Genomic DNA, 21,946 nt, shown 5'->3' with positions numbered 1-21,946 from the left:
CACACGCGATGGAACCCGAACCAGGCTTGCTGGAGGTGCGCCGCCGGGGCGCGGTGGTGTCGCTCGCCGGTGAGGTCGACCTGAACACCAGCGAACTGCTGCGGTCCGAACTGGCTCTGGCCTGTGCGTTCGGGGACGGTCTCGGCGATGTCGTGATCGACTTCTCGGACCTGACGTTCATCGGGTCGAGCGGGCTGCACGTGCTGATCGAGACCGCGACGGCGCTGGGGGAGCGGCGGCTGGTGCTGCTCGGCGGCGGGTGGGCCGTGTACGTCGTGAACCTGCTCGGTCTCACCCTGCGGTATCCCAACATCGTAGTTGACCGATGAGTTAGTTTTCCTGATTGCCGCGGGTCCTGGATGTTCCGTCGAGTGATGGGACGTTCATGCGCAGACCTGTGCTCTTGGTGGTTGCTTTAGTTGCGTTGGGACTACCGGCGGTGGCTTCCGCCGCTCCTCCACCGGCCGATCGGGTGATCACGTTGATCACCGGGGACGAGGTGGTGCTCACCGGGTCGTCCCGGGTCGCGGTGCGGCCAGGGCCTGGGCGGTCTTCGGTGAGCTTCCTGCAGCAGACCGGCACTGCGGACATCTCGATCGTGCCGTCGGACGCGGCGCCGTTGCTGCGGGACGGGCGGCTGGATCCGCGGCTGTTCAACATCTCGGAGCTGGAACGGCAGGGGTTCGCCGGGTCCGCGCTGCCGCTGATCGTGTCGGGCCTGCCCGGGATCCGGTCGCTGAAGTCGTTGGACGCGACCGCAGTTCGTGCTTCCGCTGACGTGTGGCAGGCGGCGGTGCACGGGTCGGCTCGGGTGTGGCTGGACGGGCGGGCGCGGGTGGTGCTGGACCAGAGCACGCGGCAGATCGGGGCGCCCGCGGCGTGGGACGCGGGGATCACCGGGTCCGGTGTGACGATCGCTGATCTGGATGGTGGCTGGGATCCCGCGCATCCTGATCTCGGTGCCGTCGCGGAGGCGCGTGACTTCACCGGGACGGGGATTCGCGACGGGTACGGGCACGGGACGCACACCGCGTCGATCATCGCTGGGCGTGGTGCTCGGTACCGTGGTGTCGCGCCGGACGCACGGTTGCTGGTGGGCAAGGTTTGCACCGATGACGGCAGCTGTCCCGAGTCGGCGATCATCGCCGGGATGGAGTGGGCTGCTTCGTCTGGTGCCACTGCGGTGAACCTGTCGTTAGGTGGTTCTCCTACCGATGGCACTGACCCGATGTCGTTGGCCGTCAACGCTTTGACGGCGAAGTACGGGACGTTGTTCGTCGTGGCGGCGGGCAACTCCGGTGCGCCGGGCACTGTCGGGACGCCTGGCGCGGCTGACGCGGCGTTGACCGTGGGGTCGGTGACGAAGCAGGACGCGTTGAGCTCGTTCTCGTCTCGTGGGCCTCGTGTTGGGGACTACGCGGTGAAGCCGGACGTTGCGGCGCCGGGGACTTCGATCGTGGCGGCGCGGGCTGCGGGGACTTCGATGGGCACGCCTGTTGACGCTCTGTACACGTCGGCTTCTGGCACTTCGATGGCCACTCCGCACGTGACCGGTGCGGTGGCGTTGCTGAAGCAGGCACATCCGTCTTGGCGTGCCGGCGAGCTGAAGTCCGCTGTGATGGCTTCGTCTTTCGACTTGGGACTCTCGGTGTACGAGCAGGGTGCTGGGCGGCTGGATGTTGCGCGCGCGTTGGGACAGTCGGTGACTTCGTCGCCTTCTTCTTTGTCGTTCCCGTTCGATGCGTGGCCTTTGGGTGCGGTGACGCGCACGGTGACCTACTCGAACGCTTCGGCCGCGCCGGTTTCGCTGGCGTTGAAGGCTCCTGCCGGACCGTTCTCGTTGAGCGCGTCTTCTCTTGTGGTTCCGGCTGGTGGCACGGCTTCCGTTGACGTGACCTTCACTCCTGGTGCTGCTGGCCAGTTCGGTGGTTCGTTGGTCGCCACTGGTTCAGATGTTGTTGTTCGGACGCCTGTGGGTGCGGTGGTGGAGGAGGAGAAGTACACGCTGTCGTTGGACGTCGTGGGTCGTGACGGTGCTGATCCGTGGTTCGCGACCGTGCAGGTGATCGACGTGGCCACTGGTATCTCGCACGGGTACTTCTTCACCGATGGCGCTCATGGGTCTGTGCGGGTGCCCAAGGGGCGTTATGACGTGCATGCGATGGTGAACGGGTACAAGCGGGACACGACTCTGATGTCGTCGCCGGAGGTTGTTGTTGGTGGCGACACAACGGTTCGGTTCGATGCGCGGTCAGCGTCTGCCTTGTTGCCCAAGGTGGATCGGCCGGGTGCGAAGGCCGGGATGTTCCTGCTGTCGCTGTACTCGGGCAATGCCTCGCGGTCGACCGGGATCGGGTTGATCTCGTCGGTTGGCGGCGACACGTTCGTGGCACCTACGCGTGCTGTCTCGGGGCGGATCTTCCAGTTCTGGTACCAACCGGTGCTCGTGGCTTCCGATGCCGTGTACAACCTGATGTTCGTGCGGGACGGGGCGATTCCGGATCCCGATTCTCTCGTGGTGCACGACTCTTCTTTGGCTCGGGTACATGCGACTTATCAGTCGCAAGGTGGCACACCGGCCGTTGGTGTGCGTGGCGGGTATGGCTACTACAAGGGGGTTGCGCCTTCCGTGACCGTGTTGCTCGACATGCCGGTACCTACTACGCGGACCGAGTTCTACACGCCTGGGCCGGATGTGGAGTGGGACAGCACGTTCGGCTTCCGCGGTGGTGGTTGGGGTGAGTATCAGCGGTCGCCCAAGCGTGCGTATTCGGCGCGTTCGTACACGGTGGTGTGGAACAGGTCGCCGCTTGGGCCGTCGCTGGGGTCCTATGAGGACAACTGGGGGCTGTCGCGGACCGGTGATGTTCTGAACGCCTCGATCCCTTTGTTCTCCACCGCGGGTGAGTGGGCGTACACCGAGTCGTGGGGTTCCTACGCCAACGCTTCTACCACGTTGTCGTTGGACGGCAAGGAGGTCGCTTCCTCGTCATATCCCGGCTGGATCGCCACTCCGGTGCCTGGTGCCGGCAAGTACACGTTGTCCACCGTGACGGACCGGCCTGCGCCTTACTCGGCGTTCGGTACGCACGCTTCGGCTTCGTGGACGTTCAACTCGCCCGGCACCACTGCTGAGAAGACCGCGCTGCCGTTGATGGTCGTGCGCGCGTCGGGTCGCACGGACAGCGAGGGCTTGGCGCCGTCCGGCCGCGCGTTCCTGCTCGATCTGAAGGTTTCCAAGCAGAAGGGCGCTGTGTACGGCCGTGTAGGTGTACCGCGCGTGGAGGTGTCCTACGACGACGGTGTGACGTGGGAGCGCGCTCTCGTGGTGGGTTCGCACGCGCTGTTGTTCCACCCACGCGGCAAAGCGTTCGTATCGCTCCGTATGTCCGTGTCCGACTCGTTGGGCAACTCGGCCACTCACACGGTGATCCGGGCGTACGAGGCCGTACCGCGCTAATGTCGGTTGCATGGCGGTACGAGCGATCAGGGGTGCCACGCAGATCGACGCGGACTCGCGCGACCTGTTGCTGGAAGCGACGGCGGAGCTGGTGCGAGAGGTGCTCTCGCGCAACAGCCTGACAGCCGAGGACCTGATCAGCGTCGTGCTCACCGCCACACCCGACCTGACGTCCGAGTTCCCCGCCTACGCGGCACGCCAGGCGGGGCTCTCGGACGTGCCGCTGCTGTCGGCCACGGAGATCGCGGTGCCCGGTGCGATGCCGCGCGTGATCAGGCTGCTCGCGCACGTGGAGACGGACCTGCCGCGGTCGTCGGTGAAGCACGTCTACCTGCGCGGGGCGGCGGCGTTGCGGACTGATCTCAACCACTGAGCAAGTGCTGCTCCGGCTTGGTGAGCGTGATCCCGACGCGCGCCGCGACGCCGTGGCTGAGCACGGTCACCTCGCCCGGTATCGGCGAGAGCTCGTCCAGCCAGCCGCTGAACACGCCCCGCAGCAACGCCTGCTGCGGGCTCGAGAGTTCACCGACCACCACGACGTCAGCCACGTCGAGCAGCGGCACGTGCTCCGGGCCGAGCGGATCGGCCACCACCAGCACCGCGTAGTGCGACCCCGCGAGGTCCGCGAGGGAAGGCAGCGCAGTGGGCCGGTCCACGACCAGCAGGTGCGGCTGCCGCGGGGTACCGGAAGCCGGCGCGAGCGGGCCGGGGGCGGCGTGACCGAACGGGCCGCGCCACGGGTGCGGGCCCTGCACGGTGACGGCGGCGCCGCAGCTCACCGTACGGGCGGCGATCAGGTGGGCCAGGCGGGGACTGCTGACCACACCGGTCACCGGGCGCTCCTGGAACAGGCGCAGCGGCGCGTGCGTCTGCCGGACCACGTCCCAGCCGAGCACGATCCCCGCGCCGCCGGTCCACGCGGCCGACTGCCCGGCCACGGCAGCGGGTTCGACGTGGATCCAGGCGTCCTGAGACGGCCACGACGGCGGGACGCAGACCGGCATCGTCGTCATGACGGCGGAGGCGTGGCGGCCGTTCAGGCGGGTCAGCGGTACCTGGCCGAGCCACGTCGCGGCGTTCTGCAGCGACTTGGTGTCCGGGCTGCTCAGCTTGAGCACCCGTTCCGCGACGAACTCGCCGCCGGCGGGAGCGAGCCGGACGCCGGTGGTGGCCCGCACCGAGGGGAACTGGGTGAGCGCCTCCAGCGCCGGCGGCGCGGACCAGGTGAAGCACGCGTGCGCCAAGGAGCCCATGGTGCACGACTCGAAGCCGCGTTCGACCAGCTTGGTCGACGTCGAACCGGCATCGAGCCCGCCGATCAGGGCGACCACGTCGAGCACGCCGTCGCGGTCGAGCTGAACAGCCGTGAAACCGTGCTGTGCCAGCACGTTCCGCGTCCACACCGCAGCGGCGGCGGCATCCGGCGAGCTCACCGAGACCCACGTCCACCTGTTCGCCGCGCAGCTGTGCCGGATCAACTCCCGGTAGGCGTCCGGCGCCGGCGGTTCGGTGTGCACTACGACCTGCGCGCCGGTCAGCGGTGTGCCGGGCGCCAGCAACGCGATCAACGGCGGCAGCCTGACGGGCCACGACAGCACCGCCGGATGCGCTGGAACCACCGCGAACGTCAGCGCCGTGTCGAGGGCGTCCAGCAACCCGTGGGTCAGCAGCGCCGCCCGCCGGTCGCCACCAGCGCGGCTGTACGCCCGGTGGTCGAGCAGCGAATCGGCGACCGGCAGCCGCTTCACGAGCTTGCGCGGATCGATCAACTGATCTCCTTGCGACGCTGCCAGCCGCTCTCGATCTCACGCGCGGCCTTCTGGTGGTAATCATCCCACCAGCGCCGGCGCCGGTCGCGCTGCCGCTGGATCCACTCCCGGCCCTCGCGCGCGACGGCCTGCAGGATGTGCAACGCGCTCTGCACACCGGAAGCCGCCTGGGCGATCTCGCGCAGCTTCGTCGTGTCCTCGGAGTCGTCGGTCATGCCCTTGAAGTCCTCGACCAGCACGTCGATCACTTGTCCGTCCAGAAGGGACAGTCGCAGCGACTGCTGGAAGACGAACTCGTGGCCGTACTGCACGCTGTTGTCCAGCAACGCGATGTGCCTGCGGTTGCCGGCGAACTGGACGCTCACCTCGGCGAGCCGCGCCGAGGCCACCGCGTCGTAGCGGAACGACGTGTCGAGCGGGTCGCGCACGTTGCCGGTGAAGAAGTCCAGCTCGTACTCGGTCTCGTGCACGCCGCCGTCGGTCAGCAGGAAGACCTTGACCAGGTACTTCGAGTAGCGGACCGGCGCCATCTTGTCGCGTGCCCGCAGCGCGCCCGGCGCGCCCTCGGTGAGCTCGACGTGACAGATGATGTCCTTGCTGGACAACTGGGTGCGGCGCATCGCCCGGGACTTGAGGTGCAGCACGTCGAACCGCAGCCAGTAGGCGATCTCGTCGTCCAGCGGGCGGTCGCGCAGCAGGTCGAGCCAGCCCTGGTAGGCCTGCTCCTCCTCGTGCAGCAGCGCGGCGTACTCGGCCCGCAGCTTCGCGCGCACCCGCAGCAGCGACAACACCTGGATCGCGCCGATGCCGCCGACGATGATCCCCGCGCCGAGCAGCACCGCCGGTCCCGCCGCGCCCTGGCCGACCAGCGACAGGGTGAGCAGCACGACGAGCACCACGCCGATCGGCCCCAACGCCTTGGCGTACCAGGGAGTGCGCAGTTCCTTGCGGAAGTCCGTGAGCCTGCCCGCCTCCCAGTCGTCCTTGACCCGGCGCACGTGCCAGCCGATCAGCCAGGTGAGCCCGGCCGGCGTGGTCTTGGTCGGGCCGTAGATCCGGACGAACCAGTCGATCATCGACTGCGTCAGCCCGGCGGTGTCGCGGTCCCAGTCCGGCCGGTTCGGGTCGTCGTGGCCGTTGTTCTGGTAGCGGTTGTTGGTGCGCTTGGGCGGCCGCTCGTCCGCGAACTTCGCCTGGACCTTCCAGGTGATGTCCTCGACCTTCCAGGCCGGGACGTGCCGCGGCGGTCCGTCGTGCCTGCCCTGGAAACGGGCTTCGCGCACCCCGCGGTGCAGGTCGGACGACTTCGCCTGGATGCGGAACCACACGAACAGGAAACCGCCGCCCAGCACCAGGAGCAGCGAGATCCACAGCGCCGCCGCGGACTCGACGGGCGTGGGACCGGTGGCGAACCCGATCACCTCGACCAGGCCCCACAACGCGGCGAGCCCGCCCAGCACGAACATCGCCCAGTTCCGGAAGTCGATCTTCTGCTTGTCCGGCACGGCGAGCAGCGGCGGCGCCGGGTCGGGCTGGAAGTACAGCCACACCCGGTTCTCCCGGCGGTTGTCCATCCGGCGGCGCGAGGCGATGGCCGCGATCGACGCGTCGAGCTCGTCCTGCACCGCGCCGTCGAGGATCATGTCCAGGTGGCGGGCGATCTCGTCCTGGCGCGCCTGCGGGAGGTCGCGGAAGTCCGCGGCCGCCCCGTCGAGCTCCTCGTCGCTCGGCTCGGCCGCGCGGTCCTGCCGTTCGATGTAGGTCATCAGGCGCTCGATCACCCGCAGCGCCTCGCGGTAGCCGCCCGGTTCCTCCGGCAGCACGGAAGCGGCCGCCAACGCCGAGACGATCTTGTTGAACTCGCGCGGCGGCAGCTCGTTCAGCGTGCGGTCGCTGAGGATCGTGAGCACGAAGTAGTAGTAGAAGCGCGCGGACACCAGACCCGCCTGCCGCACCTGTTCGAGCAGGCCCTCCGCCTCGCGCGGCTGGCCACCCCTCAGGTAGGTGAGCGCGTTCTCGAACTTCGTCTCGGGTGGTTCGCCGGTGTTGTTGTTGTAGATGGATGTCTGGTGGATTACGCCGTTGTTGACGCCGACCTGCGTCTCGACGTCGCCCTCGTTGTTGAAGGTGTTGGCGTGTGGCGGGGTCATAAAGAGTCCACAATGGAGTCGAGCACCGGGCGCACGGCGGGGATCCCGGCGAGCAGCACCCTGATGCGGCGGAGGTCGATCGGTCCGGTGGAGTTGCGGGCTTCGTCGAGGGCCACCATGGCGGCCGAGAACAGGTCCTGGTCGAGCTCACCGGCCTGATGCGCGCGCACCACGACCGTTGTCAGGTCGTTCAATCGCTCGCGGGCCTGATTCTGTGACACGTTGATCGTGCCGTTGTTCGTACCGACCTGGTTGCCGACCGAACCGTGGTTGTTGAAGACGATGTCGCCCACGGGCTGTGCCTTTCCCTTGCTGCGGCGGGATTCCGTGCGAGGTGTACTGAGCGCCGCGGCGAGCGCGACGGCGAACTTCGCGGCGTTGGCGGCCGCGATCGGTTGCCAGCCCTGCAGGTCCGTGGCGTCCTTGCCGTCCACGAGATCGCTGATGCCGCGCACGGTGACCGTCGGGGTCGCCATGTTGAGGTGTGCGGCGTTGGCGACTCCGGCGCTCTCCATCTCGACCGCGACGGCGTCGTCGTAGTGCCGGTTGATCTGCCTGGCCAGCGGCGCGCTGGTCGAGTTGAGCACCACCTCGCCGGCCGCGATCGGCTGGAACTCCACGCGAGGGCCGGGAAACGAACGGGCGACGTGCCGGGCGAGCTGCTCGACGTGGTGCTGGAGCTCCCAGGCGCGCGGCCGCGACCGGAACTCCTCCGCGGTCTCCCGCCCGCCGTGGTAGCCGTAGACGCGCGTGGCGACCACGACGTCGCCGAGCTCCAGCCAGGTGGCCAGCCCGCCGGCGACGCCGACGAACATGACGACGTCCGGGTCGAACTCGGTGATCGCGCGCTCGGTGAGGGTGGCGGCGCCGGTGTTGCCCATGCCGGTCAGGGCGAGGGCGATCTCGCAGCCGCCCACGTGGCCGATCTCGAACAACGTGCCGGACGCGTGGTGGTGGGTGGTGATGCCGGACAAGTGCGCGCGCACTGCGGCGTACTCCACTTCGAGCGCGGTGAGCATCACGATCATGGGGCGGGCTCCGCTCGTTTGGATCCGAGTGCGAAGAAGGTAGCTGACGCGGCGAGTTTCCGTCAATCTGACGGATAGTGGGTTAGTCTCGGAGCATGACCGAGGAGGAGTGGACGATCCCGGACGTGGCCGTGGCCGTTGATCTCGCCGTGCTGACCGTCCGCGCGGAGCAGCTGCAGATCCTGCTGGTGGAGCGCGGGATAGAGCCGTTCCGGGGAGCGCTGGCGCTGCCGGGTGGCTTCCTCGCGTCGGCGCGGGAGGACATCGACGGCGCGGCGGTCCGGGAGCTCGCGGAGGAGACCGGTTTAGCGGCTCAAGATCTTCACCTCGAACAGCTGCGCACGTACGGCACTCCGGACCGCGATCCGCGCCGGCGCGTGATCACGGTCTGCTACCTGGCCGTGGTGCCGAACCTGCCCGTGCCGCGCGCGGGCGGGGACGCGGACGTCGCGCGGTGGGTGCCGGTCGCCGAGGCGCTCGCCGGTCCGCTCGCGTTCGACCACTCCCGGATCATCTCGGACGCGGTGGAACGGGCGCGCGGCAAGCTGGAGTACACGACGCTGGCCACCGCGTTCTGCCCGGCCGAGTTCACCGTCACGGAGCTGCGGCGGGTGTACGAGATCGTGTGGGGTGAGCAGCTCGAACCGCGCAACTTCCACCGGAAGGTGACCGGGGCGGACGGGTTCCTGGTGCCGACGGGGGAGAAGACGTTGCGGCAGGGCGGCCGTCCGGCGGAGCTGTACCGGCGCGGGCCTGCGTCGTTGTTGCACCCGGCGTTGCTGCGTTCCCGCGCTTCTTCTTTGGAGGTGACGGCGTGATCGTCGTGCTGACGGCGACGGAGGCCGCTTACGGCGCGGTGCGCGCGCTGCTGCCGGATCTATCACTGCATGAGACTCCGGCGGGAACGTTGTTCGAGGTGTCCGGTTCGGTCGCGCTGGGGTTGACGGGCACGGGGAACCACGCCGCTGCCGCGCTCACCGAACGGGCGATCGCCGAGTTCTCGCCTGCCGCCGTGTTCTTCGTGGGTGAGGCGGGCCCGCTGCGGTCGTGGCTGGAGCCGGGCGACGTCGTCGTGGCCACCAAGATCTACGCCTACGAGGGCGGGCGGGAGGACGCGTCCGGGTTCCAGGCCCGGCCCCGTGCCTGGGAGGCGCCGCACCGCCTCGAACAGCTGGCCCGGCACGTCGCCCGGTCGTTCACCGGCGCACGGGTGGAGTTCCAGCCGATCGCGGCGGGGGAGGTCCTGCTCGCGCCCGGCGCCGCGCTGGAGGGCCGGCTGCACGCTGTGTACAACGACGCGGTCGCCGTCGACATGGAGAGCGCGGGCCTGGCCGGCGCGGGGCATCTGCACGATGCGACCCCCACGCTCACCGTTCGGGGCATCGGCACCGCGGCGCCGGCGGCCGCGTTCGCGCTGGCGGTGATCGCCGCGCTGCCGTCGTCGGGTGCCCGCACCGGCCACGTGATCAAGAACATCGTGTCGGGCGACGTCAACGGCGTGGTGGTGCAGGCCGGGGTGGTGCAGGGCAACGTGATCGTCCATCGGGAACACGACGACTTCGCCGCGGCGGTGACGGCGGCGGCGCGGTCCGGCGTGGTGGACGAGGTCACGTTCGCGCGGGTGATGCTGGCGTTGCACGACCCGCGGCCGGGACCGGTCCTGCGGGAGTTGCTGGCCGATCATCCGGACCTGCTGGGGCTGCTCTGAGTCCCGCTGCCGGTGTGAGCGTCCGCACCAGGCACAATGTGGGCCGTGGGTGTCTCGGAGGGAGCTGTCGTGGGCCAGGGTCAGTTGCGCGGTGTGGTGGCACTCGACGGACCGTCCGGCACCGGCAAGTCCACCGTCGCGAAGCGCCTCGCGATGGCGCTGGACGCGCGCTACCTCGACACCGGTTCGATGTACCGGGCGATCACGGTGGCCGTGCTGCGGGCCGGAGCCGACCCGGCGGACGAGGCCGCGGTCGTCGCGGTGGCCGACGGTGCGAAGCTCGTCGTGGGCACCGACCCCGCGAAGCCCGGCATCACGCTGGACGGCGACGACGTCTCGGTGGAGATCCGCGGGCCCGAGGTGACGCTGGCCGTGTCGCCGGTGTCGGCCACCGCGCACGTGCGGGAACTGCTCGTGGCGCAGCAGCGGGCGATCATCGCGGACGCCGTCGACCACGTGGGCGGCATCGTCGTGGAGGGGCGGGACATCGGCACGGTCGTGTCGCCGGACGCGCCGCTGAAGGTGTACCTGACGGCGTCCGAGGACGCGCGGGCCTCGCGGCGGACCAAGCAGGACAACGCGGCCGGGCGTGCGTCCACTTTGGACGCCGTGCTGAAAGACGTGCAGCGGCGCGACAACTACGACTCGACGCGCGCGGTGTCGCCGTTGAAGGCCGCCGCGGACGCGGTGGTGCTGGACAACACCGAGCTCGATCTCGCCGGGACGATCGGCGCGTTGCTCGACCTCGTGGAACGGCGCGGACTGAGGGTGACCGGGTGAGCGTTCCCTCCGGGAGTCTGGGGTGGCTGTTCGACCTCGGACGCTGGATCGCGCGCGTGCCGTACGCGTGGCAGTTCCGGATTCGGGTGCACGGCCGCGACCGCGTACCCTTGAGCGGCGGCGTGGTCGTCGTCGCCAACCACAGCTCGATGGCTGATGGACCGATCCTGTTCGGTGTCGTGCCCCGGCGCGTGACGTTTCTGATCAAGCAGGAGATGTTCAAAGGCCTGGTGGGCTACCTGCTGCGCAAGATCGGGCAGATCCCCGTCAAGCGGGGAGAAGCCGATCGCACCGCGCTGACCAGCGCGTTGGCCGTGCTCAAGGCTGGTGGCGTGATCGGGATCTTTCCCGAGGGCACGCGCGGCGAGGGCGACGTGGCCTCGGCGCAGAACGGTGCGGCGTGGCTGGCTCGGGTCGGCGGCGCGGTGGTGCTGCCGGTCGCGTGCCGTGGGACTTTCGAGGCCAAGGGCTGGCGGCCCGAGGTCGACGTGCTGATAGGTGAGCCGTTCCACCTTCCCGAGGGGAAGGGGAAGGCCGCACTCGGCGTTGCCACCGAGCAGGTGCGCGACCGCCTGGCGACACTGGTCGCCGAACTTGATGGACTTCGCAAGAGTGAGGGAAGACGATGACGGACCTGGACGGCACCTGGGAGGACGAGGCCGACTGGTCAGCCTTCGACGACCTTTCGGAGGACGGCGAGGAGGCCGCGCCGCCGCAGCCGGTGCTCGCGGTGGTCGGGCGGCCGAACGTCGGCAAGTCCACGCTGGTCAACCGCATCATCGGCCGTCGTGAGGCCGTGGTGCAGGACGTGCCGGGCGTGACGCGCGACCGCGTTGCCTATGACGCGCTGTGGAACGGCCGCAAGTTCACCGTGGTCGACACGGGTGGCTGGGAGCCGGACGCGCAGGGCCTGCAGGCCGCCGTGGCCGCCCAGGCCGAGCTCGCGATGGCGACCGCGGACGTGATCCTCGTGGTCGTGGACGCGACGGTCGGTGCGACGACGACCGAGGAGGCCGTCGCCCGAGTGCTGCGGCGCTCGAAGAAGCCGGTGATCCTGTGCGCGTCCAAGGTCGACGACGAGCGGCTGATGGCCGACGTCGCGTCGCTGTGGTCGCTGGGGCTGGGCGAGCCGTTCCCGGTGTCCGGTCTGCACGGCCGCGGCTCCGGTGACCTGCTCGACACGATCCTGGCGAAGCTGCCCGAGACGCCTCGCGATGATTTCCGATCTGGCGCCGGTGGTCCGCGGCGTGTCGCGCTGGTCGGCAAGCCGAACGTCGGCAAGTCGTCGCTGCTGAACCGCCTGACCGGCGAGAACCGCTCGGTCGTCGACTCGGTCGCGGGCACCACGGTCGACCCGGTCGACTCGCTGGTGGAGCTCGACGGTGAGATCTGGCGCTTCGTCGACACCGCGGGCCTGCGCAAGCGGGTGAAGTTCGAGAGCGGCGCCGAGTACTACGCGTCGTTGCGCACCAAGTCCGCGATCGAGACCGCCGAGGTCGCGATCGTGCTGCTGGACGCGCACGAGCCGTTGTCCGAACAGGACCTGCGGGTGCTGACGATGGTCGTCGAGTCGGGCCGCGCGTGCGTGCTGGCGTTCAACAAGTGGGACCTGGTCGACGAGGACCGCCGCAACGAGATGGTCCGCGAGCTCGAACGCGGCCTCGTGCGCGTGCCGTGGGCGGACAAGGTCAACATCTCGGCGCTGACCGGCCGTTCCGTCCACAAGCTCGCGCCGGCGTTGCGTACGGCCCTGAACTCGTGGGACACCCGCGTGCCGACCGGCCGCCTGAACCAGTGGCTGTCGGACCTGATCGCCGCGACGCCGCCACCGGTGCGTGGCGGCAAGCAGCCGAAGGTGCTGTTCGCGACCCAGGCCTCGACCCGGCCGCCAACGTTCGTGCTGTTCACGACCGGGTTCCTGGAGGCGTCGTACCGGCGGTTCATCGAGCGCAGGCTGCGTGAGGAGTTCGGCTTCGAGGGCAGCCCGGTCCGGATCTCCGTGCGCGTGCGCGAGAAGAAGAAGGCCGGCGCCTCTTCCAAGAAGTAGCCGTTTGGTTGCCCTTTGGCATGAGGTGCGGTTGGTTGGGTTCGTGGCCGTACGAGTAGTCCTAGCCGATGACGAGGCCCTGCTGCGGCGGGGCCTCAAGGTCCTCCTGGAAGCCGACAGGCGAGTCGAGGTGGTCGGCGAGGCCGCTGACGGCGCCGAACTCGTCGACGTCGTGCTGGCGCATCTGCCCGACGTGGTGCTGGTCGACGTGCAGATGCCGGGCGTGGACGGCCTGGAGGCGGTCCGTCGTCTGCGAACCTGGGCCACCCCGCCCGCGATCGCCGTGCTGACCACGTTCGACCTCGACGACTACGTGGCCACCGCTTTGGATCTCGGCGCTCAAGGGTTTCTTTTGAAGGACGCCGAGCCCGAGGCCCTAGTCCGCGCCGTCGTGGATCTCGCCGCTGGTGGGGCCGTGCTGGACCCGCGCATCACGGCCCGTCTGCTGCCACGGCTGCGCGGCTTCCGGGCGAACCGTTCGCTGGACTCGCTCTCGGCCCGCGAACGCCAGGTCCTGGAGCTGCTGGCCGGCGGCCGCTCGAACCACTCGATCGCCGACGAGCTCTGCCTGTCCGAGGCGACCGTGAAGAGCTACGTCTCGACCGTGCTGACCAAACTGGGCGTGGAGAACCGGGTGCAGGCGGCCCTCGTCGCGCACCAAGTCGGTGTGTGGTGAAGCCTTTCGCGCGCGAGGTCCTCACCGTGGGCATCACCACGGGAGTCGTGCTGCTGAGCCAGGACCGCCCGTTCTCCTGGTCGCTGTGGACGGCCATAGGCGCGTCTTTGTTGCTGCCGTTGCGTTTGCGCTGGCCGTGGCTGGCCTCTTTGCTGTGCGTCCCCGCAGTAGCCGGCGGCCTGGGCTGGGCACCGGCTCTGGTGGCCCAGTTCCGCTTGGGCCGCAAGGAGAAGTCGATCCCGGTGCAGGTGTTCTGGGTGGCCCTGCTGACCATCGCCGCCATCGCCCCGGTCCTCCTGACCGAGACCATCCCGCTGGGTTCCTTGCTGCTGGCCACCGCCTTCGCCTTCGGCCTGGCCGGCGCCCCCACCGCGCTGGGCGCCTTGGTGACAACCCGCAAGGACCTCACCCAATCCCTGTACGAAACCCGCCGCGCCCGCGCCGCTGAACTGGAAGCCCAGGAAACCTCCGCCCGCGCCGCCGAACGCGCCCGAATCGCCCGCGAAATCCACGACGCCGTCGGCCACCACGCAACCTTGATCGCCGTGGAGTCCGCCGCTCTCGCCGCCACCGCCTCCGATCCTTCGGTGCGCGAGACCGCCTTGCGTTTGCGTGCTCTGGCAAAGGAATCCTTGTCCGAGATGCGCGCCGCTCTCGGCTTGCTGAACTCCTCTGACACCTCGTACCCGTCGCTGGCGGAGCTGATCGATCGCGCTCGGGTGGCGGGCGTGTCCGTGACGCTGTCCGAGACCGGCGAGGCAGTGCTGTCGCCGGCCGTCTCCCGAGCACTCTTTCGAGTGGTCCAAGAAGCCCTGACCAACGTGACAAAACACGCTCCGGGCGCCTCGGTGACGGTGACCGTCGACCGTTCCTCACCGGTGCGCGTCTCTGTCGTGAACGGCCCTGGTTCGCTGCCCTCGCTGGGCGACGGCGGAGGCGCCGGCCTGCACGGTCTGTCCGAGCGCGTACGCCTGGCCGGAGGCACCCTGACCACGTCTTATCGCGCCGACGGAGGCTTCAGCGTCGCGGCCGTCCTACCGCCCGGTAAGTCGAAGGTTGACGGACAAGACTCGACTTTCGGCGGTGGTGCACGATCCTCCGCCAACGCATAGTTCTAGCTGTCGGTCGAGGATCGGGGGATCGGTCGGACCGAGGGACGCGGGGACCCGTACGCCGGGTCCCCGCTGTATTTCTCCTGTTTCCGCAGCTCCGGGCCTGTGCGAGGGGCCGTTTTTGATCTCTGTTCAGGGTGTTGTAGGATTCTTCATGCACGCCGGGAGACCGGTGGTGTGGCCGGGACGTGGCGCAGTTTGGTAGCGCACTTGACTGGGGGTCAAGGGGTCGCAGGTTCAAATCCTGTCGTCCCGACGGTCTGAATCAGCCCGCTGATTCTGGGTGAAAGCCCAGGTCAGCGGGCTTTTCCGTTTATTCCAGAATGATCTCTCCGTGATCCACTTCGCCTGCGACTTGTGGACCATCTGTGGACCAGGGTGCGAATTAGGCATAAAAGAGCCGGGCCCCACATGAGGTGGCGGCCCGGCTCTTAAGACCCTTGATGGCGGACAGCGTGGTGGAAGTTCGACGGGACCGAACGATGTGACCCACCGGCGCGTCAGTCGAACACGTGAGCGACACGTCCGTTTTTGTCGGTTCCGTGCGCTAGGCTGCTCGGTCAAGCAGAAGGCCTGCTTAGGGCAGACCCCCATCAGCAAGGGCTCGAACTCGACACTCGAACCTTACCGTCGGTGATGATCCCCCGCTAGATGGGGTTGTACCGAAACATGCTGTGTGGGGCGTGCCTGCCATTTTTTGGTGGAGGCCACTTTGGACCCACTCAACCCCAACCAAGGGCTCGTGCTCGACCTGGCAGCGAGCAAGCCAGGTCGGCAAGCGGAGATCGTCCGCGAGCAGTACAAGATGCTCACCGACCCGAACCGTCGTCCTCAGGACTACTACAGGGCGTTCGTCGCGGGTGCGAAAGCTGCGGCGGCAGACGCTCAGCCTGAGCGCGTGCTCGATGCGGTTGTCGCGAAGGTCGTAGGAACTCCGAAGGCGCGGCACTATCGCGCGCTCAGCGACGGGTTCCTTGGCGCGTGGGACAGGGACAGCACACTTGTGCCTGTCCACAGCACGATCTTCGCATTGAACACCGTCGGCATGCGTGTGAACCCTCAGCTGGGGGTTAGGGACGCCGCTGGCGACTTGTCGGCGGTGTTCCTGTACCTCAAGGACGCTCCGCTCTCCAAGGACGTGGCTCAACCGATCTTGTTCGCGATGAACGAGGTCATGTCAGCGGTGTTGCCGACCGCACGTCCCCGAATTCTTGTCGTGCGCAGTGGTGAATACCTCGACATTGACAAGAGGACGACTCCACGCAGCCAGACACTGCGGATCGCTGGCCTGCTAGGCCAGTGGACCGCAATGTGGGCGGAGATCGCGAAGGCGGCCTAGCCGGTCGTCCTTGGTCGACAGGGCATCGAGTCCTGTCGACCGAAGGCGCCTCGTGCTCAGCGGCTAAACCGCCCTGAGCTGGACAGGAGCCTTCGTCTTCTGCAGGTGGGCAGACAACAGGGTGCCTGCATCCGTGACGGCATTTCGGTTCGGATGCAGGTACCGCTGGGTGGTCGTGATCGAGCCGTGCCCGGCGATCTTCTGCAGGTGGTGGACCGGTACGCCTGCGTCGGCCATCCACGTCAAGCCGGTGCCTCAGGCTGTGTCGCTTCAGATGGTCGAACCCAAGCTTGGTCACGACCTCATCCCAGTGCGTCGCGTCGCGCAGAACCGCGGTGGTGATCTGACCACCCCGTGGGCCGACAACAGCCGCGCGTCTTTCGTGCCGTCCGTTGCCGCGATACGACGCTCGATCATCTCGCGAATCTCGTCGATCAACGGCACGATCCGGGCGCGCTTTCCCTTGGTGCCCTTGTCGACCAGGCCGCCAGGTGCCGTGGTCGTCTGGCGGCGGACCGTCCACGTCCACTCATCTCGGTTGATGTCCCGCACGCGGTAGCCCGACACCTCGCCGATGCGTGCGGCCGTGCACGCGGCGAACAACACGACGTCGCGCCAGCCGTCGTACTCGCCGGCCGATCGAGCGGCCAGCGCGTCAGCGAGACGCAGCAGTGTGGGCCAGTCCGGCAGTGCGAGCGAGCGCGGGTCGTCCAGCTCGTCCTCCCCGCGCGCGTACTGCTTCTGCCAGCCCTTGATCCGCGCCGGATTGCGCTCGATGATGCCGTCCCGAAGTGCCTGCTCCATGATCCGAACGAGCATGGCCGGCGTGTTCTTGACGACGGACTTGCTGCAATCCTCCGCGATCCATCCCGTTTCAGGATCCATCACCGCTCGGTCCACCGCTCCTGCCGCGATCATCCGAACCGGAAGGTGACCCAACGCAGGCAGGATGCGCAGTTTCCAGCCAGAAAGGTACGGCGGCAGGGTCTTAGCCTCCGGGCCGCGCAACGCGAGCTTGAGCACGTCCGGGGTGCCGTACTCCGCCAAGCTCACCATCGCGGCGTTCGGATCGACGCCACCAGCGGCGACGCGCTCCATGCTCTCGATCCATGCCACAGCCTCGTCCTCGGTCTCACACGAGTGCGAGCGAGAGGGACGTTTGCCGGTCACCGGATCGGTCCACCGCACGCGAGCCCGGTACGGCGTCGGACGGTCAGGCAGGTGCTCGATGTCGACCGATAGCTTCACGCCGATCGGTGGCCGTGACCTGCGGTTTTGTGTTTGACTAGTTCGTCGGTGACGAACTAGTCAAGAGCGTTTCCGCAGGTCAGGTGGCATAGTTCGTTAGTTCGTCAAGTTCGTCCGGGTTGAGCGCGGTAGACCTCGATTGGTCGGCCGCGCTCGCTTGCAGGTGGTCGGGTGGTGCGCTCGATCCGGCCGCGCTGGACCAGTTGGTCGAGTAGGCGTGAGGGGTCAACGCCCGCCCGCTTTGCGTTGCCACCTAAGAACTCCACGGTGACGTCCTTGCGTGTGCGCCCCTCAGGTCCGGCCTCGGCAATCCATGCCGCCAGGCGCGCCACAGTGTCGTTCGGGCTTAGAACAGCCGTTGCGGAGGCGATCGAATAGCGGACCAGGGCGGATGCGGCGGCGAGGTGGCCGGGGCCAATACGGTCGGCATGGTCGAGCAAGCGTAGATCGCGGCGATGCGCAGGCAGTGGGGTGCAGCGCGGGAGATGAACTCCTCGACCGGTGTCTCGGTGTCGCCGTCGCGGCTGGCGAACTCGATGTAGAGCCGTCGCCACGCCAGTGCTCCGGCGTCGGTGAACCCCACCGCGCCGATGTCGCCAGCGTGCTGAAGTCGCTCGAACAGCGAGGCTCCCAGCTGGAGCATCAGCGTGGGATCGGCCGGGGCCGGTGTGTCGAGCAGCTTGGACTGCGCGACCGCGATAGGGAGGAACCTGTTGTAGGTGCCGCCCGCCATGTCGGCGGCGGAGACCTTCTCGCGGAACTGCTTCGGGGTGATGTGGGCGCTGATGCTGATGTGCGACTGGCGGGCCACGCGCGCGTCCACGTTGAGGGTGGACAGGTTGCCGCCCTCCCACGCCGCGCGCAGCGTCGCGGACAACGTGTTGCCCTCACGGCGCATCCTGGCCATAACGGTTCCCCACTCGGGTTCGTACGCGAGCAGACGGCAGTCCCCGTCGGGCAGTAGCCGCGGCTTGCGGCCTGCCTTGCCGGGTTCGGTGTCGGCGGCGTACACCGACGCCAGGCCTTCCGCTAGACAGTCCGGAGTGGATGTTCTGGGCCACGAAGTCGTTGTCGGTGAACGAGAGCAGCGCTTTCGCGGCGTTGTAGGCCGTGCCCTTCTTGCCTACGCCGGTCTGCCCGATGAGCATTGGCCAGATCAACAGCGGGTGCCGCTCGTACCCGAGTTGCAGGTGCGGGCCAGGACCGAGGTGCGCCCCGGCGGCACCGAGCAGAGTGGCGAGAACGCCGACCTAGTCGGCCTCGGTGTGCGGGTCGAGCTGGGAGGCCAGGTTGCCGAGGTAGCAGTCGAACACCGCCTCCTCGATCTGCGGCAGCCACAGCCGCACCTGGGCGACCCGTTCGCGGGCGTGGGCGGCCAGCTTTTCCAGCTCGCCCAGTCCGGGTGTCGCTTCGGTGCCGGTGTCCCGAACGGGGTGCAGCCATCGGCCGGAGGGCGGCTCGTTGGTTGGCGTCCCGTCCAGTGCGGGGTCCGGCGCCCATGCCCGTAGACCTCTCCAGAAGGTGACCAAGGGTGATCGTCCCGAAGGGACGGAAGTTCGTCAGAACCGTTGTCAGGCAACGTCCGGCGCGCGATGCGCATACGCACACACACGCACGCGTAGGACGCGAGTGCGCGCGGATTCGCGCTCCCGACGTCAATTGACGTCAGACGCGCGCGTGATCACGTGGCGTGATCGACGCGTCAGCCGGTGCGGCGCAGGATCGGCGACTGCTCGCGCGAGTCACGCAACCCGTTGTCGGCGGTGAGGAACAGCTCGGCGACCCGCCGCTTGCACGTCGTCAGCCGGGGCCGGTCGACGCCGGCCGCGCCCGCCTCGTTCGCTCGTTCGAGCCGCGCCTTGTCGACCGCGACCTTGTTCCCGCCGTGGTTGAGCAACACGTCCAGCACCGTCTCCCGGATGCGGTCGGCGTCGCCCAGCTGCTCGCCGGTGAGCTCGCAGCTGTACAGGATCGACACCAGGTCCTCGAACCGCAGCGGGATGTTGAACCGCGCCGCGATTACCGTCGGACCACGGCCGCTGACACGGAACCGTGCCGACAACTCGAAACCCTCACGGCCCAGGTGCGCCCGCATCACGCCACCTGCCATGGCGCCGGGCCATCGGCGGCCGGGAGCGTGCGCGGCGACCGTGGCGCGTGCGTGCACAGCATCGTCGCGGCCTGCACGCACGCGCGGTAGCGCTCCGCGCTGTGCCAGCGCCGCAGGAACCGGCCGCGCTCAGGCTCCGGGACTGCGCCCACGGCACAGTGCACAAGGAACGCCCTGGTCTCGCGCGCGAGTGCCGCGATGTGGTCCAGGCTCGCGTACTGCACGCTCCAGAACGCGACCTCCGCCAGCTCGTCGGGGTCGGCTGTCAGCTCTGCAACCGCCAGGTGCAGCGCCACGGCGATCTCGTCGTCACCGAGCACCAGCGGCCACCGGTGCCCGGCCGCGTAGAACCGCACGCGACGCACTTCGAGGAGGTGTTCGTCCAGCACTGGCCGCTCACGCTCGTAGGCCGACAGTTCGACTTTGGGCACGAAGCCCGCACCGTCGGCCGCCATCACGCCACCACCAAACCGCGGCTGCGTTCGACCGCCGTAGTCAGCACCAACGTCGCGTCCGTGCAGGTCTGCTGCCTGCCCCCAGTCCAGATGCGTTCCTGCAACTCAAGCACCTCGGGCCGGATCGATGGCGCCGTGTCCTCGTCCACCAGGTTGGCCATCCGGTTGATCAGCGCCAGCTCACGCACTCGCTCGATCCCGTAGCGCCGCACTCCTGCGACGACCAGCCGCGCGAGCTGCCGAGCAGACAGGCGTGACAGGATCGGCACGCCGGAGAGGTTGAGCGCCATCGCGATCTCCACGCTCGATCGCAGCACGATGACGTCCACAGGCTGGCCTGGGTTCTGGAACACCATCTGAAATCCGGGCGCGAGAACACCGAGACGGTGAGCGGCCGGACGTCGGGCCAGTAGTGGGTGGTCAGCACGGCGGACAGGGCGGCTTTGGTGGGGCTGGCTTCGACCTGCTCCCACTGGTCGGTTTGCTTGTTGAGCTTGTCGCGGTAGAGGAACGTGTGGTGTGCAAGCAGCCAGGCAAGCGAGGGTGCGGTGAGCGGGTCGGCCCGCACTGGGAGCGCTCCGGCGGCAGCCTGGTGGGCGTGCTCGGCCGCGTTGGCGGCACTGCCGGACACACGCGAGAGGTGCACCAGCTGCCCGCTCGAGACGTAGACATCGGGCAACGCGCCCTGCCCGAGCGCGGTCGTGAGAACGCGGATCGTCTCGGCCTCGCCGCCGATCTGGATTGCCGGACGGTCGGCGGGTGAGGCCTCGCGGGTGGCGTCTGAGTCGGTGTCGTGGTGGGTGGTGGTGTCCTCGGTGATGCTCACGCTCGGGTCCTCCTTTCTGTGTCGGGTGCCGTGGTGCGGTGGTGCGGGTAGGACTCACGCGGCGCTCCTGATGTCGGGTGCTCGCCGGGGCCGGGCGAACCCGGACGCGAGGGCGTAGCGGATCTCTCCGGCCGGGAGCCCTCCGTGGTGTGCCGCTTGCGCCAGCGCTGCCTCCACGGCGGGCCGATCGATCCATCCGGCCTCTGCCATCCCCGCCAGCCGGGAGGCGGAGCGGAACAGCTTGCGGTTGCGGCCGGTGTTGGGCTCCATCGCCGCGAGTTGGGAGCACGCGGACCGCAGCGCGGACGCGGCGTAGCGCGCGCAGGCCGGTGCTCGTCGACCGCCACCACACACCGGCGGTCTCCGGGCCGGGGTGGCGGTGCGGTCGTGGCCGGTGCGTGTGAGCGCGTCGACCAGCCAAGCTGCGGGCGGTGTGGGCGTCGTGGTGGTCGACGCGCGGCGGTATGGGCCTGCCGTGCTGACAGAGCCGGGCAGCCCGACGTAGCCGCCGTTGGCCTTGATGTCGATCTGCCACCCGAGTCCGGTGCGCACGGTGTCGTCGCCGTCGCGGACGTAGCCGCGGCTGGTTTTCCACCGGCGTTCTCCGTCGGTGTGCACCAGGTGCAGCCTGCCGGTTGGTGTGTCGGTGGCGAACGTCGTGGTGTCCACCACGCCACCGGACAAGGCGGCGAGAGTCGCGTAAGTGTCGATGCCGTCGGCCGGTGGCGGGTCAGCCTGTGGCCAGGGGAGGCCGTTGAGAGGTTGCGCGGGCGGGGTGCCGCCGTGCGCGTCCAGGTCGACCGCGAACAGCCCGGACGCCCCGAGGTGCACGGCCCACACGCTGGTGCGCCAACGGTTTGCCCAGCGGCTTATCACGTCGGAGTTGGTGGTGGCGGCCCACACACCGTGGCACAGCGCACCATCGCCGCGCGCCAGACATGGACAGTCGGGTGCGTCGCGGTCGCGGACGTCTGCGCGGCAGTCGCGACAGCCCGGCAACGGGGTGCTTGGTTCCGGAGTTGAGCGGCAGCACGTGCCAGTCGCGTTGCACTGCCAGCCACAGCGCGGCGTTGGCGGCGGCCTGAACAGTCTGGTCAGTGGTCATGGTCAGGCGGTCCTTTCTGGACATGCCGTGGTCGGTGTCGCTGGCAGCACACGGGCATCGCCCAGGTCGCGGGCCTGGTGCTGCTCCTGCTCGCCCTCTCCGTCGGCACCGGCACGGTCGTCGCACTCGTGAC

The 21,946-nt window shown here is 68.7% G+C and carries 23 protein-coding genes and 1 tRNA gene; 13 read left to right on the top strand and 11 right to left on the bottom strand.

The features are described from left to right. Positions 1 to 8 precede the first annotated feature (8 nt). The 3 genes from ABZX92_RS05890 (at position 9) to aroH (ending at position 3,833) form a co-directional block, all read left to right on the top strand. Positions 9 to 329 carry an STAS domain-containing protein gene (locus ABZX92_RS05890; protein WP_355554517.1) on the top strand — a complete coding sequence of 107 codons (321 nt, stop codon included), beginning with the start codon at positions 9 to 11 and terminating at the stop codon, positions 327 to 329. A 143-nt stretch (positions 330 to 472) separates the two neighbouring features. Further along, the gene (locus ABZX92_RS05885; protein ID WP_355554515.1) at positions 473 to 3,460 is read left to right on the top strand and encodes a S8 family serine peptidase; all 2,988 of its coding nucleotides are present in this window, start codon (positions 473 to 475) and stop codon (positions 3,458 to 3,460) included. Between the two features lie 10 nt (positions 3,461 to 3,470). Next, complete coding sequence (gene aroH, locus ABZX92_RS05880; protein ID WP_355554513.1) at positions 3,471 to 3,833, top strand: chorismate mutase; 363 nt, start codon at positions 3,471 to 3,473, stop codon at positions 3,831 to 3,833. Here the strand turns inward: aroH and ABZX92_RS05875 are convergent. From ABZX92_RS05875 to ABZX92_RS05865, 3 genes are read right to left on the bottom strand one after another with little or no spacing between them, the layout of a single operon-like run. Continuing rightward, positions 3,823 to 5,229 carry a hypothetical protein gene (locus ABZX92_RS05875; RefSeq protein WP_355554511.1) on the bottom strand — a complete coding sequence of 469 codons (1,407 nt, stop codon included), beginning with the start codon at positions 5,227 to 5,229 and terminating at the stop codon, positions 3,823 to 3,825. The two genes, aroH and ABZX92_RS05875, sit on opposite strands and share 11 nt — an antisense overlap. After that, entirely contained in the window at positions 5,226 to 7,379 is a 2,154-nt protein-coding gene (locus ABZX92_RS05870) for a hypothetical protein (protein ID WP_355554510.1), read from the bottom strand. The genes ABZX92_RS05875 and ABZX92_RS05870 overlap by 4 nt, the downstream gene beginning before the upstream one ends. Further along, complete coding sequence (locus tag ABZX92_RS05865; RefSeq protein ID WP_355554508.1) at positions 7,376 to 8,407, bottom strand: 5'-methylthioadenosine/S-adenosylhomocysteine nucleosidase; 1,032 nt, start codon at positions 8,405 to 8,407, stop codon at positions 7,376 to 7,378. The genes ABZX92_RS05870 and ABZX92_RS05865 overlap by 4 nt, the downstream gene beginning before the upstream one ends. A gap of 95 nt (positions 8,408 to 8,502) precedes the next feature. Between ABZX92_RS05865 and ABZX92_RS05860 the strand changes: the two genes are divergently transcribed. From ABZX92_RS05860 to ABZX92_RS05820, 9 genes are all read left to right on the top strand, one after another. After that, positions 8,503 to 9,225 carry an NUDIX domain-containing protein gene (locus tag ABZX92_RS05860; protein WP_355554507.1) on the top strand — a complete coding sequence of 241 codons (723 nt, stop codon included), beginning with the start codon at positions 8,503 to 8,505 and terminating at the stop codon, positions 9,223 to 9,225. Then, positions 9,222 to 10,115, top strand: coding sequence for a hypothetical protein (locus tag ABZX92_RS05855; RefSeq protein WP_355554505.1), 894 nt, complete (start codon positions 9,222 to 9,224; stop codon positions 10,113 to 10,115). The genes ABZX92_RS05860 and ABZX92_RS05855 overlap by 4 nt, the downstream gene beginning before the upstream one ends. Before the next feature lie 93 nt (positions 10,116 to 10,208). After that, complete coding sequence (gene cmk / locus ABZX92_RS05850) at positions 10,209 to 10,895, top strand: (d)CMP kinase (RefSeq protein WP_355554668.1); 687 nt, start codon at positions 10,209 to 10,211, stop codon at positions 10,893 to 10,895. Further along, on the top strand, positions 10,892 to 11,524 hold the full coding sequence (locus ABZX92_RS05845; RefSeq protein ID WP_355554503.1) for a lysophospholipid acyltransferase family protein: 633 nt from the start codon (positions 10,892 to 10,894) through the stop codon (positions 11,522 to 11,524). The genes cmk and ABZX92_RS05845 overlap by 4 nt, the downstream gene beginning before the upstream one ends. Further along, the gene (gene der, locus ABZX92_RS05840; protein WP_355554501.1) at positions 11,521 to 12,942 is read left to right on the top strand and encodes a ribosome biogenesis GTPase Der; all 1,422 of its coding nucleotides are present in this window, start codon (positions 11,521 to 11,523) and stop codon (positions 12,940 to 12,942) included. The genes ABZX92_RS05845 and der overlap by 4 nt, the downstream gene beginning before the upstream one ends. A 43-nt stretch (positions 12,943 to 12,985) precedes the next feature. Beyond that, on the top strand, positions 12,986 to 13,618 hold the full coding sequence (locus tag ABZX92_RS05835) for a response regulator transcription factor (RefSeq protein ID WP_355554499.1): 633 nt from the start codon (positions 12,986 to 12,988) through the stop codon (positions 13,616 to 13,618). Further along, positions 13,615 to 14,730, top strand: a complete 1,116-nt coding sequence (locus ABZX92_RS05830; protein ID WP_355554497.1) for a histidine kinase — start codon at positions 13,615 to 13,617, stop codon at positions 14,728 to 14,730. Before ABZX92_RS05835 ends, ABZX92_RS05830 begins: the two co-directional genes overlap by 4 nt. 182 nt (positions 14,731 to 14,912) lie before the next feature. Then, positions 14,913 to 14,986, top strand: a tRNA-Pro gene (locus ABZX92_RS05825). A gap of 444 nt (positions 14,987 to 15,430) precedes the next feature. Next, positions 15,431 to 16,069 carry a hypothetical protein gene (locus ABZX92_RS05820; RefSeq protein WP_355554495.1) on the top strand — a complete coding sequence of 213 codons (639 nt, stop codon included), beginning with the start codon at positions 15,431 to 15,433 and terminating at the stop codon, positions 16,067 to 16,069. 63 nt (positions 16,070 to 16,132) lie between these two features. Here ABZX92_RS05820 and ABZX92_RS05815 read toward each other — a convergent pair whose 3' ends face one another. The 7 genes from ABZX92_RS05815 to ABZX92_RS05785 all read right to left on the bottom strand — a co-directional run bounded on the left by ABZX92_RS05815 (position 16,133) and on the right by ABZX92_RS05785 (position 20,199). Further along, a complete protein-coding gene (locus tag ABZX92_RS05815; RefSeq protein WP_355554494.1) occupies positions 16,133 to 16,306 on the bottom strand; it encodes a hypothetical protein in 174 nt (57 codons plus the stop codon). A 57-nt stretch (positions 16,307 to 16,363) separates the two neighbouring features. After that, positions 16,364 to 17,317: a site-specific integrase gene (locus tag ABZX92_RS05810; RefSeq protein ID WP_355554492.1), complete on the bottom strand. Its 954-nt coding sequence runs from the start codon at positions 17,315 to 17,317 to the stop codon at positions 16,364 to 16,366. A 346-nt stretch (positions 17,318 to 17,663) separates the two neighbouring features. Next, entirely contained in the window at positions 17,664 to 18,329 is a 666-nt protein-coding gene (locus ABZX92_RS05805; protein WP_355554490.1) for a DUF3987 domain-containing protein, read from the bottom strand. A gap of 238 nt (positions 18,330 to 18,567) precedes the next feature. Next, positions 18,568 to 18,846, bottom strand: coding sequence for a hypothetical protein (locus ABZX92_RS05800; protein ID WP_355554488.1), 279 nt, complete (start codon positions 18,844 to 18,846; stop codon positions 18,568 to 18,570). 173 nt (positions 18,847 to 19,019) lie between these two features. Further along, on the bottom strand, positions 19,020 to 19,412 hold the full coding sequence (locus ABZX92_RS05795; RefSeq protein WP_355554487.1) for a hypothetical protein: 393 nt from the start codon (positions 19,410 to 19,412) through the stop codon (positions 19,020 to 19,022). Continuing rightward, on the bottom strand, positions 19,412 to 19,882 hold the full coding sequence (locus ABZX92_RS05790) for a hypothetical protein (RefSeq protein ID WP_355554485.1): 471 nt from the start codon (positions 19,880 to 19,882) through the stop codon (positions 19,412 to 19,414). The genes ABZX92_RS05795 and ABZX92_RS05790 overlap by 1 nt, the downstream gene beginning before the upstream one ends. Next, positions 19,882 to 20,199 carry a hypothetical protein gene (locus ABZX92_RS05785; protein ID WP_355554483.1) on the bottom strand — a complete coding sequence of 106 codons (318 nt, stop codon included), beginning with the start codon at positions 20,197 to 20,199 and terminating at the stop codon, positions 19,882 to 19,884. Before ABZX92_RS05785 ends, ABZX92_RS05790 begins: the two co-directional genes overlap by 1 nt. Before the next feature lie 200 nt (positions 20,200 to 20,399). Here ABZX92_RS05785 and ABZX92_RS05780 point away from each other — a divergent pair, with 200 nt between their 5' ends. Continuing rightward, a complete protein-coding gene (locus tag ABZX92_RS05780; protein ID WP_355554481.1) occupies positions 20,400 to 20,645 on the top strand; it encodes a hypothetical protein in 246 nt (81 codons plus the stop codon). A gap of 117 nt (positions 20,646 to 20,762) precedes the next feature. Here ABZX92_RS05780 and ABZX92_RS05775 read toward each other — a convergent pair whose 3' ends face one another. After that, positions 20,763 to 21,611: a bifunctional DNA primase/polymerase gene (locus ABZX92_RS05775; protein ID WP_355554479.1), complete on the bottom strand. Its 849-nt coding sequence runs from the start codon at positions 21,609 to 21,611 to the stop codon at positions 20,763 to 20,765. Positions 21,612 to 21,946: the final 335 nt, after the last annotated feature.

The organism is Lentzea sp. NPDC006480 (assembly GCF_040611995.1).
In the GTDB taxonomy this organism is placed as follows: domain Bacteria; phylum Actinomycetota; class Actinomycetes; order Mycobacteriales; family Pseudonocardiaceae; genus Lentzea.
The sequence above is the reverse complement of the archived record's forward strand: the minus strand, read 5'-3'. Positions and strand labels throughout refer to the sequence as shown.